The organism is Pseudomonas sp. Q12-87, from assembly GCF_001269755.1.
In the GTDB taxonomy this organism is placed as follows: Bacteria; Pseudomonadota; Gammaproteobacteria; order Pseudomonadales; family Pseudomonadaceae; genus Aquipseudomonas; species Aquipseudomonas fluorescens_S.
This window is the reverse complement of the sequence record NZ_LHVI01000033.1, coordinates 62,653-77,471: the sequence shown is the minus strand read 5'-3', so window position 1 is coordinate 77,471 and position 14,819 is coordinate 62,653. Positions and strand designations below refer to the sequence as shown.

Annotated in this window: 16 protein-coding genes; 15 read left to right on the top strand and 1 reads right to left on the bottom strand. The window is 60.8% G+C overall.

Features of this window, described 5'->3' with window-relative positions; genetic code table 11:
- The first annotated feature begins 1 nt into the window (after window position 1).
- The 15 genes from AD663_RS23990 (at window position 2) to cyoD (ending at window position 13,868) form a co-directional block, all read left to right on the top strand.
- The gene (locus AD663_RS23990) at window positions 2-1,621 is read left to right on the top strand and encodes a DUF2300 domain-containing protein (protein WP_003185906.1); all 1,620 of its coding nucleotides are present in this window, start codon (window positions 2-4) and stop codon (window positions 1,619-1,621) included.
- 3 nt (window positions 1,622-1,624) lie between these two features.
- The gene (locus tag AD663_RS23985; RefSeq protein ID WP_003185903.1) at window positions 1,625-2,476 is read left to right on the top strand and encodes a YfaP family protein; all 852 of its coding nucleotides are present in this window, start codon (window positions 1,625-1,627) and stop codon (window positions 2,474-2,476) included.
- 359 nt (window positions 2,477-2,835) lie between these two features.
- Window positions 2,836-3,417: a YjfI family protein gene (locus AD663_RS23980; RefSeq protein WP_088021799.1), complete on the top strand. Its 582-nt coding sequence runs from the start codon at window positions 2,836-2,838 to the stop codon at window positions 3,415-3,417.
- Between the two features lie 22 nt (window positions 3,418-3,439).
- The gene (locus tag AD663_RS23975) at window positions 3,440-4,138 is read left to right on the top strand and encodes a PspA/IM30 family protein (protein WP_003185899.1); all 699 of its coding nucleotides are present in this window, start codon (window positions 3,440-3,442) and stop codon (window positions 4,136-4,138) included.
- 285 nt (window positions 4,139-4,423) lie between these two features.
- Window positions 4,424-5,458: an ion channel gene (locus tag AD663_RS23970; protein ID WP_053214668.1), complete on the top strand. Its 1,035-nt coding sequence runs from the start codon at window positions 4,424-4,426 to the stop codon at window positions 5,456-5,458.
- On the top strand, window positions 5,445-6,119 hold the full coding sequence (locus AD663_RS23965; protein ID WP_003185896.1) for a DUF2491 family protein: 675 nt from the start codon (window positions 5,445-5,447) through the stop codon (window positions 6,117-6,119). Before AD663_RS23970 ends, AD663_RS23965 begins: the two co-directional genes overlap by 14 nt.
- Before the next feature lie 13 nt (window positions 6,120-6,132).
- Complete coding sequence (locus AD663_RS23960; protein ID WP_003185894.1) at window positions 6,133-6,561, top strand: DUF350 domain-containing protein; 429 nt, start codon at window positions 6,133-6,135, stop codon at window positions 6,559-6,561.
- A gap of 19 nt (window positions 6,562-6,580) precedes the next feature.
- The gene (locus AD663_RS23955; protein WP_053214667.1) at window positions 6,581-7,282 is read left to right on the top strand and encodes a DUF1190 domain-containing protein; all 702 of its coding nucleotides are present in this window, start codon (window positions 6,581-6,583) and stop codon (window positions 7,280-7,282) included.
- Between the two features lie 12 nt (window positions 7,283-7,294).
- On the top strand, window positions 7,295-8,452 hold the full coding sequence (locus AD663_RS23950) for a glutathionylspermidine synthase family protein (RefSeq protein WP_053214666.1): 1,158 nt from the start codon (window positions 7,295-7,297) through the stop codon (window positions 8,450-8,452).
- 246 nt (window positions 8,453-8,698) lie between these two features.
- Entirely contained in the window at window positions 8,699-9,586 is an 888-nt protein-coding gene (locus AD663_RS23945) for an MBL fold metallo-hydrolase (protein ID WP_003185889.1), read from the top strand.
- Window positions 9,587-9,746: 160 nt separating this feature from the next.
- Complete coding sequence (locus tag AD663_RS23940; RefSeq protein ID WP_003185887.1) at window positions 9,747-9,989, top strand: YdcH family protein; 243 nt, start codon at window positions 9,747-9,749, stop codon at window positions 9,987-9,989.
- Between the two features lie 12 nt (window positions 9,990-10,001).
- Window positions 10,002-10,940, top strand: a complete 939-nt coding sequence (cyoA, locus tag AD663_RS23935; RefSeq protein WP_371261241.1) for a ubiquinol oxidase subunit II — start codon at window positions 10,002-10,004, stop codon at window positions 10,938-10,940.
- Between the two features lie 3 nt (window positions 10,941-10,943).
- On the top strand, window positions 10,944-12,920 hold the full coding sequence (gene cyoB, locus AD663_RS23930) for a cytochrome o ubiquinol oxidase subunit I (RefSeq protein ID WP_053214664.1): 1,977 nt from the start codon (window positions 10,944-10,946) through the stop codon (window positions 12,918-12,920).
- 3 nt (window positions 12,921-12,923) lie between these two features.
- Window positions 12,924-13,538, top strand: coding sequence for a cytochrome o ubiquinol oxidase subunit III (gene cyoC / locus AD663_RS29145; protein ID WP_003185880.1), 615 nt, complete (start codon window positions 12,924-12,926; stop codon window positions 13,536-13,538).
- A complete protein-coding gene (gene cyoD, locus AD663_RS29140; protein ID WP_053214663.1) occupies window positions 13,539-13,868 on the top strand; it encodes a cytochrome o ubiquinol oxidase subunit IV in 330 nt (109 codons plus the stop codon).
- 17 nt (window positions 13,869-13,885) lie between these two features.
- Here the strand turns inward: cyoD and AD663_RS23915 are convergent, their stop codons facing one another.
- Window positions 13,886-14,818 (bottom strand): phosphatidate cytidylyltransferase, encoded by a 933-nt coding sequence (locus tag AD663_RS23915; protein WP_003185876.1) that lies wholly within the window; start codon window positions 14,816-14,818, stop codon window positions 13,886-13,888.
- Between the last annotated feature and the right edge of the window lies 1 nt (window position 14,819).

Genomic DNA, 14,819 nt, shown 5'->3' with positions numbered 1-14,819 from the left:
TATGCGTCGGCTGTGGGTTGGGTGGTTGTTGTGCTTGATCCCTGCGCTGGCGACAGCGCAGGACGAGCCGCTGCGCCTGGCCTTCGACGGGCAATTGCTGCGGGTCAGCCAGACCCAGGTGCTGGACCGCCAGCCGCTGCCCGACGCGTTGCAGGCGCCGCTGGGCAGCCTATGGAAGCTGTTCGTCTATGCCTGGCTGGTGGACACCAATGCCCACGAACCGGTGTACGAATGCCGCGGTGAATCCAAAGAAGAAGTCTACTGCTGCACTGCCGGGCAGAGCATCGCTCGCGACCAGGCGTTGGTGAAGTCCTGCGGCTTGTATTTCGAGCCGCAGCGCCTCGGCCTCTCAGCCTCGAACTGGCGCGACTATTGGCAAGCCCGACAGGCGCCGGCATGGCTCTCTGACTTGCAGGCCCTGCAACCCCAGACGCAGGTGCCTGTCACCGAGCTGCTCCAGGCCCTGGCGACATTGCCGGCCCAGGATCAGGCGCGTCGGGTGCTGCTGGACGTGGTGCTCAGCGCCGCGGATGGCCGGCTGGCCGGCGAGTTGGGCAGCCGTCTGCGGGTCAAGACCTGGAGCTGGCTTGGGGACCAAGGTCCCTCGTCCCGCCAGGGCGGTTTCGCCGGTTGGCTGGCCGACGGTACCCCGGTGTGGGCCGGTGGGCGCGGCACCAGCCAGCAGGTATTGAAGGGGTACGGCGAAGGTTTGGCGGCGGCACTGCCGTCGCGCTGGCCGGCGGAAACCGGACGCTGCGTGGAAGTCGGCCTGTTTGCCCGCTATCCCTTGCAGCGGGTGATGTCCGGCGATCGCCCGGTCTCGCCGGGTCAGTTGCGCGGCGACTACCGTGTTGAATTCACCAACGGCAACCAGTTGGATATCCACAGCGACGGCGAGCTGTTCCTCACGCCCGGCAAACTAGTGGCGCGACTGGAGCGGGAGGAATACGTCGCCCGGGTCCTGCAGCGTGAAGCCAAGGCCGAGCCTGTCGAAGCGGCCAAGGCATTGGCCGTGGCGATCCGCACCTACCTGCTGCAAAACGCCCAGCGCAACGGCGATTGCCTGAGCATCGACGACAGCAGCCACCGCCAGCGTGTCGCGCCACGCCCGGCGACGCCTGAAACCCGTGCCGTCGCGGCCTGGACCAGCGACCTGGTCCTGGCCGGCACCGATGTCACTTATCACTCCGACCAGCCTGGCCCGGACAAGCTGTCCTGGGCCCAAGCCGTGGAGCAAGCCAACGCCGGCCAACGCTACGACGCCATCCTGCTGCACGCCTACCCGCGCGCCAGCCTCAGCCGCTGGGACAATCCGGTGGCGTCCTGCGAAGCGCTGCCCGCCGCCCAGGATTGGCTGCTCAAGCAGCGGCGGGGCTGGCGTGAGCGGTTGGAAAACGAAGTGGGCTACAACGAAATCAGCGCTTTCGCCGTCTGCCGCGTCGCCTTTGGCCGTCCCTATGTCGACCGCGAGCGCCAGCGCATCTATGTGCGCGGCGTGTTGTCGCTGCAAGACCGTCTCGACCTGACCCATGAATATCTGCACCTGGCCTTCGAAGCTCATCCCAATGGCCAGGACGAAACCTATATCGAAGGGCTCGCCCGTCACCTTTTGCTGGAATAGACCATGACACTCCGTTATCCACAGGTCTTGCTGTTGCTCTGCGCCCTGACCGCGTTGCCCCCGGCCCTGGCCGCCGACACCCTCAAGCTCGACACTCCGGTCGGCGGCTGGCGCAGTGGTGCGCCGGGCGGTGAAGGCGAGAACTACAGCCAGACCGTCAACTACCCGGCCTCGTCGGTCAATACGCCCCCAGGCCAGGCCAGCACCGCTCGTATCAGCGGCCAGATCAAAGGCACGCCCAAGGACACGGGCGAGCCGGGCAAACTGATCGTCAATGGTGTGAGCCTGCCGTTGAAACTGGATGAAGAAGGGCGCTTCGACCGGCCGTTCTCGTTCCCCAACGGCAGCAACAGCGTCGAGGTGCGCAGCGCTGATGGCCAGCAGCGCCACCGCACGCAGTTCCTCAACACCAGCGGCGGCGCGACACCGGCGAAGCTGCGGGTCCTGCTGACCTGGGACAGCGACGGGACCGACCTGGACCTGCACCTCATCACCCCCGACGGCGCGCACATCTGGTACGGCGACCGCGTCGCCCCCAACGGCGCAGCGCTCGATGTCGACGTCACCACCGGCTACGGCCCGGAAATCTCGTCCATGCCCGCACCGATCAAGGGCCAGTACCTGGTGTACGTGAACTACTACGGCGGCGGTTATCGCAACCAAGAAGACAGCGAAGAGGGTGAAGAAGGCGAAGGTGGCGGCGGGCAAGTGGAGCAAGCACAACAAGCCCTGACCACGGCGCAGGTCACCATCATTACGCAAGAGGGCACGCCGAGCGAGAAGATGGAAACCTTCGTCGTGCCGATGCGGGCGGTGGGTGAGCTGACGTTGGTCAAGAGCTTTAGCTACCCATAAAGCCGTGCTCGGCAATCCCTGGCTGATGGGTATCAGTTGGTAAATTTATAACCTGTGGGAGCGGGCTTGCTCGCGAAATCGGTGTGTCAGCTTCCATTGATGTTGAATGTGCAGCCATCTTCGCGGGCAAGCCCGCTCCCACAGGTTTACCTTTGTTTGTGACAAAAAATCTCACGCGTGAGCTATTGTGAGGTTTAGTACTTGCCTGTACTGTGGCTCACGCGTGAGTTTTTCACAGTGAGGTCCGCACCATGCAAAGCAGCTCTCCAGCCGATCCGCCTGACGGATCTGTGACCGATTCAGCGAGCCACAAGGGAGAGCGCTCGAAACCTTCCGCAAAAAAGCCATCCAGCTTCTACATGAAGCAGATGCGGGCGGGATTGAGTGGCGCCGGGTATGTGAAACACGAGGCTTGGGTGCTTCCCGAAAACCGAAGCCTGCTCAAGCAGATGGAGAAGCAGCTACGCCAACCGATCCTGGCTGGCTCATTCATGACGGAGAATTTCATGAGCGCAGGTAATAACTGGAACATCGATCGCCTCTACAGCGCCCTCCAGGCCCTGGACGAGGTGGTTGCGAACGACATCACTCTTTCCCTCGTTCAAGGTTCGGAATCCAGCATCAAGCTGGAAATGAACGATTTCGGCGGCTTGCCGATTTACATCGCCGTCGTGGGCGAACAGATCATCGTCGACACCGTTCTGGTGGACGTGGAATCGATCAATGACGTCGCCGCGTTCAATGATGCGGTCTTGCGCAGCCGGGAGATGTTCCCGCTGTCCTCGATCGGTATCGAGTCCATGCCCAACGGGCAAGTCGTCTACAACATGTTCGGTGCCCTGAGCTCCGATTCCAGCCTGACCAACGTCGTGACCGAGGTCAAAACTCTCGTCGACAACGTCCAGCGCGCCAGCGAAGCCTTCGAACGCTTCTTCATCTAATTCGCCGAACAGGAACTATCCAATGACTCAGTCCATCTGGAGCAAATTGTTCACCGCGCTGCGCGGCGGTGCCAACGAAGTCGGCGAATCGATCGTCGATCAACAGGCCCTGCGCATCCTCGACCAGGAAATCCGCGACGCCGACAGTGCGCTGGCCAACGCCAAACGCGAGCTGGTCACCATCATGGCCAAGCACAAGCTGGCGACCGATCGCGTCGGCGAATACAACGCCAAGATCAAGGATCTGGAAGCCAAGGCCTTGGCCGCGATCCAGGCCAACCGCGAAGACCTGGCGCTGGAAGTGGCCGAAGCCATTTCGACCCTGACCAATGAACTCGATGCCGAGCAAAAGCACGCGACTGAGTTCGGCGGTTACGCTGACAACATGCGCAAGGACATCACCAAGGCCGAAAGCCGCATCAAAAGCCTGCGCCAGCAGGTGGACATGGCCAAGGCCCGTGAGAGCGTGCAGAAAGCCCAGGTCAGTGCCTCGATCGCCAGCGGCGGCGCCAATGGCAAGCTGGAAACCGCTGTCGGTACGCTCAACCGCTTGCAGGCCAAGCAGCAACAGCGCGCGGCAGAACTGCAAGCCCAGGACGAGCTGGCCGAAGCTTCGACCGGCTCTGATCTTGAGCGCAAGCTGCGCGACGCCGGCATCACGCCGAACGAAGGCAGCGCCAATGCGATCCTGGAGCGCCTGAAGAAAAAGTCGGCTGAATGAGCTGGTTGAGCTGATCAGGGCAGGCCGAACACAAGACCTGTGGAAAGGGAGCTTGCTCCCGCTGGACTGCGCAGCAGTCCCATTTATGGGGGCCGCTTCGCGCTCCAGCGGGAGCAAGCTCCCTCGCCACATCAGTGTCCGCCGCCCGACGAATTTAATTGCGGTGCAGGTACTTCTATCCAAGCCCCGCAGCAGGTTTAATGCTGTCCGGCCACTACGCTCGAGCAAGCAGGCAGCAGAGCGAGTACCCCGCCCAGGAACAAAGCCCCACGGAGTCAGGGACGAATGTCGATCTTCCTTTTGCTGCGCACCTACGCATCGTCGTTCTTCCATCGGTTCGGTTGGGTGGGGCTGGTCATTGCGCTGGGCGTTCACCTCTCCACGGCCTGGATCGGGCTGGTGCTGCTGGGCGAGCAACACCTCATCGCCGCCGCCACGTTTATCTACTTCTATCTCACCACCACACTCACCGTCGGCTATGGCGATCTCGCGCCACAGACAGCGGCGGGACGGGTGTTCGTGGCGACCTGGGTCATGCTCGGGGGTATTGCGCTGCTGACGGCAGCCATCGGTAAAACCACCAGCAGCGTCATCGATGTATGGAGAAAAGGCATGAAGGGCAAAGGCGATTTCACCGGCCAGACCGGCCACACCGTCCTCATCGGCTGGGAAGATACTTCGAGCGAGCGGGTCATCGAGTTGTTGCTTCAGGACGAAACGTCCAACGACAACCTGATCGTCATCTGCGATTGCGACCTCGAAGAAAACCCCATGCCCGGCAAGGCATCGTTCATCAAGGGCGACAGCCTGTCCTCCGTCGCCCTGTTGCAGCGCGCCGGCGTGCCGGGCGCCGAGCGCGTGCTGGTGCGAACCCACTCCGACGACTTGACCCTGGCCACCGTGCTGGCGGTCAATCAACTGGGGCCGGCCGGGCATGTGGTCGCCCACTTCAACGACAGCGAAATCGCCGCACTCGCCAGCGCCTATGCGCCAAGCCTGGAATGCACGTCGAGCATGGCCATTGAAATGCTGGTGCGTTCTTCCCAAGACCCGGGTTCGTCAGTGGTCATCAATGAATTGCTGTGCGTCGGCCAAGGCGCGACCCAGTACTTGATGAAACTGCCCGAGGCTTTTGAGGCAACGTTCGGCGAGCTGTACGCCCGGATGAAAGAACAGCATAACGCTACGCTGATCGGCTACCGCGCCAAAGGCGCCCGACAACCTTCGATCAATCCGCCCGGCGCCACGCGCGTCGAGGGTGGCGAACTCTTTTACATCGCCTCCACGCGTCTCAAGGAAATTTCCCATGGGGTGGTTTAAACAGTTGATGGGGCTCGAGGCCCCGAACGCGAACAACTCTTCCAACCGGACGGCCGGCGCAAACCTGCCAGCCGAAGGTCCGCTGGGCCTGGCCTCAGGCAAAGGCGTGGTGTTCGATACCACGTTGAAGTTGTTGCTCGACGGTAATAGCGCCGTAATCATCCCGGGAGCCCAGGAAATCTGGAGCCTGGGCATCGTCGACCTCGGGCAGTCGAACTGGCTGACCCGCTGCTACATGAACGACGAGGACTACTGGCTGCAAGTGCACACCAGCGGCGCCGTCGCCGGGCAGGTCGAGTCGGTGATCCTGTTCAATTACCTCAGTTACGTCACCCTCAACAGCGAGGCGGAGCTGCGTCGCCTGGCCGGCCCCGACAGCTTGATCGGCCTGCCGACCTACACCCACAACGGCGTCGAATACACCCGCGAATGGGGTACCGAACCTGGCCAGACAGAACTGGTGGGGTTGAGCGAAAGCCTGACTAATCCGGACGAGTCCTACAGCATCGAGCATCGCTCGATGTTGTATGCCCGCGACACCGGACTGACGGATCGCCGGGAGTTCTTGTTGTTCTCGGTCGAAGAAGACGCCGAAGGCAGCGTCAGCCTGAGTACTTCGTTGGGCATTTCGCTGTACACCACCGATTTGAACGTCATTTAAAAAGGAAGAAGTCATGCTTGAAGCGCTTTCCATTTCCCTGAACAAAGCCGCCGTGCTCGGCTTCGTTCTCTACATCCTTGGCGCCGCCGTGCTGTTTGCGCTGTTCCAGTTCATCTATACGCGCATCACCCCGCACAAGGAGTTTGAACTGATCCGTTCGGGCAACGTTGCCGCAGCTGTGGCCCTGGGCGGCGCGATCATCGGTTTCGCCATCCCGGCCAGCAACGTGATTGCCTACTCGGTCAACATGCTGGATTTCATCGTCTGGGCCGTGATTGCCGCGTTCGTCCAATTGTTGGCATTCCTGGTCACCAGCCTGGTGCTCAAGGGCGCTTCCGAACGCATCCGCAAGGGCGAGCTTGCGGCGGGTATCTATATCGCCGCCGTGGCCATCAGCGTCGGCATGTTGAACGCCGCGTGCATGACGCCTTCCTCCAACTGATTGCGCCACGGAGAACCCGATGAAACGAAGCAAGTACGTCCAGCTTTCGCTGGCCGCGTCGGTCGCCCTGGCGATATCCGGCTGCGGGCCAACGGAAAAAACCTACAAGCTGCAGAAGAAATACAACTTCCAGTCTGTCCAGCAATGTGTCGATGAAAAGCTGCCGGTGGACATTTGTGCCGACGCCTACATGACCGCCATGACTGAGCATCGCCGCATTGCACCGGTGTACGACAATCAGGCCGATTGCGATGCCGACTTCGTCGCCGATTGGTGCCAGCAGGACTCGGCCGGCAAGTTCATCCCCAAGCTGGGTGGTTTCGAGCTGAGCGCCGATGGCGAGGTCACCCAATCCCAGGTGGACGCCGCCAGGGCGCAATTGCCGGCGTCGGAAGCGAACGTGGGGGGTTCAGGCTTCGGTAACCTGCTGACGGGCATGCTGATCGGCAACATGCTCAGCGGCAACCGCAACAGCTATTACTCCGAACCGGTCTACCGCTATCGCGATGATCGCGGTGACTATGGCTCCTCGACGCTGAGCCAGCGGGTATCCCAGGGGTCGACCTTTACCAAGTCCAACCAGGCGCGCTACGGCAGCTACACCGACTCCATCAAGACCAGCAAGCCGATGTCCGTCGCTTCCTCCACGTCTCGCGGTGGCTTCGGCAGCAAGTCCAGCGCCCGCAGCGGTTGGGGCGGTTCGAGCAGCTCCGGCGGCTGAGGAACCAGGGCCATGAAGAAGATCCATTGCGCAGAACGTCATGACTGGAAACAGACGGCCGAGCAACTCGGCTTTCTGTTCCACACCATCGACGACGAACCCTATTGGGACGAAAGCGCGTACTACCAATTCACCCTCAGGCAGATCGAGGACGACCTGGAAGACTCGACCACCGAGATCCACGAGATGTGCATGGACCTGGTGGCCCGGGTGGTCCAGAGCGAAGAGTTGCTGGAGCGCCTGAGCATCCCCGCGCCGTTCTTCGATCTGGTGCGTACCTCATGGCTCGAAGGCCATCCGCATCTGTACGGGCGCATGGATTTCTCCTACAACGGCACGGGTCCCGCCAAGCTGTTGGAGCTCAACTACGACACGCCGACCAGCCTCTACGAGGCGGCGGCGTTCCAGTGGGGCTGGTTGGAACAATGCATCGAGCGCGGTTTGTTGCCGGCCCACGCCGACCAGTTCAACAGCATCGACACCAAGCTGCACCAGGCCTTTGCCCAGTTGCAGCTCAAAGAACCGTTCTATTTCGCCTCGATGAAAGGCTCGGTGGAAGACAAGGGCACCACGGACTACTTGCGCCTGATCGCGGAAAAAGTCGGCATCGAGTCGCGGCACATCGATGTCGAAGACATCGGCCTCAACAGCGATGGGCGTTTCGTTGATCTGGAGGAGCGCTGGATTCCTCACCTGTTCAAATTGCATGCCTGGGAGTTCATCTTCCATGAGCCTTTTGGCGCAGCGATTGCCCAGAGCGACACGCAGTTTTTCGAGCCGGCCTGGAAGTCGATCATCTCCAACAAAGGCATCCTGCCGCTGCTGTGGGAATTCAACAAAGGCCACCCGAACCTGCTCGCCGCTCACCTGGACACTGACCCGGGCAAGGCCGTGCCCAAGGGCTGGGTGCGCAAGCCGTTCTTTTCGCGCGAGGGCGCCAACATCGAGCTCCAGACCGCTGACGGCCTGATCGTAAAAGAAGACGGCCCCTACACCGACGCGCCTTTCATCCTTCAGGAATTCGCCCCATTGCCCCGCTTTGACGACAGCTACACGCTGATCGGTTCGTGGGTCATCGGCGACCAAGCCGCCGGCATCGGCGTGCGGGAAGACAACAGCCTGATCACCAAAGATTCAAGCCGGTTCCTGCCGCACCTGATCCTCGACTGACCGCTGCTCTTTTGTGGTGAGGGGATTTATCCCCGATGGGCTGCGCAGCAGCCTCATATGTCTAACTGACACACCGCAGCGCCTGGTTCAGAGGGGCGCTTGGCGCCCCAGCGGGTGCAAGCTCCCCGCCACACCAGTGCCTCGCCGCCCGTCGCCTTTGCGGAATTCCCCCGGTGCCTCCCAGTCGATTTCAAAGAGTCGATCAACAAACCGAAACAAATGCTCGCCCGCCAAAGGAGGCCACCCATGCGCGTCCACCATCTGAACTGCGGTTGCATGTGCCCGGTGGGCGGGGCGTTGTTCGATGGTTACAGCCGGGGGCTGACGGCCTGCCTGGTGTGTCATTGCCTGCTGATTGAAACCGATACCAACGGCTTGATCCTGGTGGACACCGGTTTCGGCCAACGGGATATCCAGACCCCTGAGCGGCTGAGTCGATTCTTCCGGGTGTTCAACAACATCAAGTTCGAGCATCGCCTCACCGCGCTGGATCAGATACGTCGCCTGGGTTTCGACGCCCATGATGTGCGGCACATCCTGCTCACTCATCTGGACTTCGATCACGCCGGCGGGCTGCAGGATTTTCCCCAGGCACGGGTACATGTCATGCGCGATGAAATGGCCGCCGCGCGCGACGCCAGCAGTTGGATTGGGCGTCGGCGGTTCCAGGCGCGTCAGTGGCAGGGCGTGGATAACTGGGAGTTCTATGCCACCGAGGGCGACACCTGGTTCGGCTTCGATTCGGTGCGTGCCCTGGTGGGGGCCGAGGAAGAAGATATTTTCCTGGTGCCGTTGCAGGGCCACACCGCCGGTCACGCCGGCATTGCCCTGCGTACCACCGACGGCTGGATGCTCCACGCCGGCGATGCGTACTTCTTCCACGATGAAGTCCATCAACTCGAACGCCATTGCCCGCCGGGGATGCGCTTCTATCAGTTCATGATGGACACCGACCGCTCGGCTCGCGTGCTTAACCAGAGTCGCTTGCGTGAACTGGCATTGGCGCACGAGCGCAAGGTGCAGGTTTTCTGTAGCCACGATGCCAGGGAATGGGAGCGGGCCGTGGCCCAGGCTCCCACGGTGCGCGCCGACTCCACCGTCATGCCTTCTGCCGCCGGCAGGCAGTCAAGCTGATCCAACCTTGCGTCCAAGACTTCCCTTTTGCCCACGTTAAGTGGGCTTTTTTTGGGCGCAGTGCCGTTCGTCACCGTATCCGGATGTTTCTCTCAACTAAGGGCAAGGGCGTAATTCTAAAAAATCGTGGACCCATCATTCCTTCTTAAAGGAGAGCGTCATGCCTGCTTCTCACGACCTTTACCAGGATTTGAATTGCAGCAAAGAAGCCATTCAGGAGCGTCGACAACAGGATCCGGAACTCGACCGCTTGTTGGATCAATACGTGGATGTGGACAACCAGGTATTGGCGGCGGAGTCGATCTCGGCAGGTAACGTCGAAGATGACGACATTCGCAAACTCAAGGCGCAACGACTGGCGATCAAAGATCTGATTGCCCGGCAACTTGAAAACCAACCATAAGCGAAGCGTCGGATTATGCGTACAAGACTGCCTGGTTACCTGACAAGGACGTTGCTGATCGCCGCAGTATTGCTGCTGGGTGGTTGCGACATGGTGTTATTCAATCCCAAGGGACAAGTCGGCCTGGACCAGCGCAATTTGATCATCCTGTCGACGTTATTGATGCTGCTGGTGGTGGTGCCAGTGATTGTCATGGCCCTGGTCTTTTCGGTGAAGTACCGAGCCTCCAACGAGAAAGCCCGCTACACGCCGGAGTGGGCGCATTCGCGCAAGATAGAAACGGTGGTCTGGGGTGTCCCGCTGTTGATCATCATCGTACTGGGTGTGGTCACCTGGAAATCCACCCACGCCTTGGACCCCTACCGGCCGCTGGATTCGGACGTCAAGCCGCTGGTGGTCCAAGTCATCGCGACGGACTGGAAGTGGCTGTTCATCTACCCGGAACTCGGCATCGCGTCGGTCAATGAATTGGCCATGCCGCTGGACACGCCGGTGAACTTCCGGGTGACCTCCGACGGCGCCATGACCTCGTTTTTCATTCCAGCCTTGGGTGGGCAGATCTACGCCATGGCCGGCATGCAGACTCAACTGCACCTGATCGCCAACGAGGCCGGGGAATACCGGGGTATCGCCGCCAACTACAACGGCCCGGGTTTTTCCGACATGCATTTCAAAACACTGGCCACCGATGCCGCTGGTTTCGACAAGTGGGTCGCAGGCGTCCGGGCGGGCCAGGCACGCCTGGACAAAGACAGTTATGCCCGACTCGCCCGGCCCACGTTCAATCATCCAGTGGAGCACTACGCCTCGATCCAGCCGGACTTGTTCCAAAGCATCATCGATAAATACGAAGGCATGAACCGTTCCCGTGAAGTCGAGCATCGCATGGAGCACATGCAAGGGCGCATCGAATCATCCGTCGGGACTGGGCAGCAAGTGAGCAAGGAGTAGGACATGTTTGGGAAACTGAGCCTCGAGGCAATCCCGACGGATGAGCCGATCATCATGTGGACCCTGGCGGTCGTGATGTTGATCGCCCTGGCCGGCATCGGCGCCGTTACGTACTACCGCAAGTGGACCTATCTGTGGACGGAGTGGTTTACCTCGGTGGATCACAAGCGCATCGGCGTGATGTACATCGTCGTCGCCCTGGTGATGCTGCTGCGCGGCTTCTCCGACGCGATCATGATGCGCACCCAACAGGCCATGGCCTCCGACGGTTCGGCCGGTTATCTGCCACCGGAACACTACGACCAGATCTTCACCGCCCACGGCGTGATCATGATTTTTTTCATGGCGATGCCATTGGTGGTGGGGCTGATGAACATCGTCGTGCCGTTGCAGATCGGAGCGCGGGACGTGGCGTTTCCGTTTCTCAATGCCTTGAGTTTCTGGTTGTTCGTGGCCGGTGCGATGCTGGTCAACGTCTCCCTGGCGATCGGTGAATTTGCCCGCACCGGCTGGGTCGCTTATCCGCCGTTATCGGGATTGTCCTATAGCCCCGGGGTGGGGGTGGATTACTACATATGGTCACTGCAGATATCAGGGGTAGGCACCTTGCTGACGGGGGTGAATTTCTTCGTCACCATCCTGAAGATGCGCACCCCGGACATGACCCTGTTCCGCATGCCGGTGTTCACCTGGACGGTGTTGTGCACGTCGGTGCTGATCCTCGCGTCATTCCCGATCCTCACCGCCACGCTGTTCATGCTCAGCCTCGACCGCTACCTGGACATGCACTTCTTCACCAACGAACTGGGCGGCAACCCGATGATGTACGTCAACCTCATCTGGGCCTGGGGCCATCCAGAGGTGTACATCCTGATCCTGCCGGCGTTCGGGGTTTTCTCCGAGGTGGCGTCCACCTTCAGTCGCAAGCGCCTGTTCGGTTATCACTCGCTGGTCTGGGCGACGATTGTGATCACCATCCTGTCGTTCATCGTCTGGGTGCACCACTTCTTCACCATGGGCTCGGGGGCGAACGTCAACGCGTTCTTCGGCATCATGACGATGATCATCGCCGTGCCCACCGGGGTGAAAATCTTCACCTGGCTGTTCACCATGTACCGTGGGCGGGTGCGCTTCGAAACGCCGATGCTATGGACGGTCGGCTTTATCGTCACCTTCAGCATCGGCGGCATGACCGGCGTGTTGCTGGCGGTGCCGGGCGCGGATTTCCTGTTGCACAACAGCTTGTTCCTGATCGCCCACTTCCATAACGTGATCATCGGTGGCGCCGTGTTCGGCTACCTGTGCGGCCTGACCTACTGGTTCCCGAAAGCCTTCGGCTTCAAGCTCCATGACGGCCTGGGCCGGGCGGCGTTCTGGTGCTGGATCACCGGCTTCTACTTCGCCTTCATGCCGTCCTACTTCCTTGGCTTCATGGGCATGACCCGGCGCCTGAACCATTTCGACGTTCCAGAATGGCGGCCTTGGCTCGAAGTGGAGTTGCTCGGCGTCGGCATCATCTTGTGCGGCGTCGTCTGCCAGATCCTGCAGTTCTTCTTCAGCATCCGCCATCGTCATCAGAACCGCGACGTGACGGGCGACTCGTGGGGAGACGGCCGGACGCTGGAGTGGTCGACCGCCTCGCCGCCGCCGTTCTATAACTTTGCCCAGCAACCGGTGGTGGATGGCATCGATGCCTACTGGGGCATGAAGGAGCGCGGCCAGAAGACCGCCGTCGAGGCCGACTTCCAGAGCATCCACATGCCGCGCAACACGAGCATGGGCCTGGTCATCAGCCTGTTCAGCCTGGTCATGTGCTTTGCCCTGGTCTGGCATATCTGGTGGCTGGTCATCGTGGGGCTGGTCGCGACCATCGCGGGCGTCATCTGGCGCAGCGCCGACGACGATATCGATTACTACGTCCCTGCCGAAGAGGTGGCGCGGATCGAAAATCAACGCATCAAGGCGTTGGCGGAGGCCTGATCCATGTCCAATCTCGTTCAGCCAGACGCCACCGCACCGGAATCAGAACACGGCCACGCGGACACGGGCTCCATGACCTTGTTCGGATTCTGGGTCTATTTGATGACCGACTGCATCCTGTTCGCAACGTTGTTTGCGACCTATGCGGTACTCGGCCAGAGCGTCGCCGGCGGCCCGGGTGCCGCCGACATCTTCGAATTGCCCTACGTCCTGACGGAAACTTTTATCCTGCTGTTCAGCAGCATCACCTACGGCTTCGCCATGCTCGCGTTGAGCGCCGGCCAGAAGCAAAAGGTGCTGGCCTGGCTCGGCCTGACTTTCGTCCTCGGCCTGGCCTTCATCGGCATGGAGGTCTACGAGTTCCACAAGCTCATCGCCGAAGGCAACGGTCCCAACCGCAGCGCATTCCTCACCGGCTTCTTCACGCTGGTCGGCACCCACGGCCTGCACGTCACCACGGGGCTGCTATGGATGGCCGTGGTGATGTTCCAGGTTCAACGCAACGGCCTGACCACGGTCAACGCCACGCGCATGGGCTGCCTGAGCCTGTTCTGGCACTTCCTCGACGTGGTGTGGATCTGTGTGTTCACCGTGGTCTATCTGTTTGGAGTGATGTAAATGAGCAGTCTTCAGAGCAGCGTCGAGGCCAGCCATGGCAGCGCCAAGTCCTACCTTACCGGGTTCGTTCTGTCGGTCATCCTCACCGTCATTCCGTTCGCCCTGGTGATGTATCCCACGCTGCCCAAGCCGATAACGGCCGGGGTCGTGGTGATATTCGCAGTGATCCAGATCGTCGTGCACCTGATCTATTTCCTGCACCTCAACTTCTCACCGCAACAACGCTGGAACCTGACGGCGCTGGTGTTCTCCGTGGTGATCATTGCGCTGCTGGTGGGGCTGTCGCTGTGGATCATGTACAGCGTCCATCACAATATGCTGGCGCACTGAGTGGGCGCTGACCTACCTCAGGTCCACCAGTACCGCACCAAATGAAAGAAGATCGGCGCAGCGAAGCACACGGAGTCCAGGCGATCGAGCATGCCGCCGTGGCCTTCGATCATGTGGCCCCAGTCCTTGACGCCGCGGTCGCGCTTGATCGCCGACATGACGATGCCGCCGGCAAACCCCAGCAGGTTGATCAGCAGGGCGATGAGGAACGACTGCCACGGGTTGAACGGTGTGATCCACCACAACGCGCCGCCGATCAGCGAGGCGAGGAAAATACCGCCGGCAAAACCTTCCACGGTTTTTGAGGGCGACAGGTTCGGCGCGATCTTGTGCTTGCCGAACAACTTGCCGCACACGTACTGCAGCACATCCGACAGTTGCACCACGATCACCAGGTAGGCGATCAGCAACAGGTTCCGTCCTTCGAAACCGGCGATGTCGAGCGTCAGCAGCGCCGGCACGAACGAGATGCAGAACACCGCAATCATCAGCCCCCACTGGACCTTCGAAGCACGTTCCAGGAAGTGCGTACTGTCGCCGCCCAGCGAGGCCAGGATCGGCAGCAGCAGGAACACGTACACCGGAATAAAGATCGAGAACAGCCCGTACCAGTCGTAGTAGATCAGCAGGTACTGCAGCGGCAGCGCCAGGTAGAACGCGGCGACCAATGCGGGATAGTCACTGCGCCGGGTCGGCGTCAGGGTCAGGAATTCCCGCAGGGCGTAGAACGACACGGCATAGAACAGCAGGATAACCGCTGCGTTGCCAAGCCAGAACGCGATGCCGATCACCAGCACCATGATCCACCAGGCGTTGATCCGCGCGTTGAGGTTGTCGATGACCGAATTCGGCGCGCCTTTGGTCCGCAGCTTGAGAATGAAACCGATCAGCGAAGCCAGCAGCAGTATCGCGCCGATCCCGCCAAACAACATCAGGGTATATCGATCCATG

Coding starts and splice junctions, on each gene's coding strand:
- AD663_RS23990 (WP_003185906.1), top strand. CDS start 2: ATGCGTCGGCTGTGGGTTGGGTGGTTGTTGTGCTTGATCCCTGCGCTG.
- AD663_RS23985 (WP_003185903.1), top strand. CDS start 1,625: ATGACACTCCGTTATCCACAGGTCTTGCTGTTGCTCTGCGCCCTGACC.
- AD663_RS23980 (WP_088021799.1), top strand. CDS start 2,836: ATGAAGCAGATGCGGGCGGGATTGAGTGGCGCCGGGTATGTGAAACAC.
- AD663_RS23975 (WP_003185899.1), top strand. CDS start 3,440: ATGACTCAGTCCATCTGGAGCAAATTGTTCACCGCGCTGCGCGGCGGT.
- AD663_RS23970 (WP_053214668.1), top strand. CDS start 4,424: ATGTCGATCTTCCTTTTGCTGCGCACCTACGCATCGTCGTTCTTCCAT.
- AD663_RS23965 (WP_003185896.1), top strand. CDS start 5,445: ATGGGGTGGTTTAAACAGTTGATGGGGCTCGAGGCCCCGAACGCGAAC.
- AD663_RS23960 (WP_003185894.1), top strand. CDS start 6,133: ATGCTTGAAGCGCTTTCCATTTCCCTGAACAAAGCCGCCGTGCTCGGC.
- AD663_RS23955 (WP_053214667.1), top strand. CDS start 6,581: ATGAAACGAAGCAAGTACGTCCAGCTTTCGCTGGCCGCGTCGGTCGCC.
- AD663_RS23950 (WP_053214666.1), top strand. CDS start 7,295: ATGAAGAAGATCCATTGCGCAGAACGTCATGACTGGAAACAGACGGCC.
- AD663_RS23945 (WP_003185889.1), top strand. CDS start 8,699: ATGCGCGTCCACCATCTGAACTGCGGTTGCATGTGCCCGGTGGGCGGG.
- AD663_RS23940 (WP_003185887.1), top strand. CDS start 9,747: ATGCCTGCTTCTCACGACCTTTACCAGGATTTGAATTGCAGCAAAGAA.
- cyoB (WP_053214664.1), top strand. CDS start 10,944: ATGTTTGGGAAACTGAGCCTCGAGGCAATCCCGACGGATGAGCCGATC.
- cyoC (WP_003185880.1), top strand. CDS start 12,924: ATGTCCAATCTCGTTCAGCCAGACGCCACCGCACCGGAATCAGAACAC.
- cyoD (WP_053214663.1), top strand. CDS start 13,539: ATGAGCAGTCTTCAGAGCAGCGTCGAGGCCAGCCATGGCAGCGCCAAG.
- AD663_RS23915 (WP_003185876.1), bottom strand. CDS start 14,818: ATGGATCGATATACCCTGATGTTGTTTGGCGGGATCGGCGCGATACTG.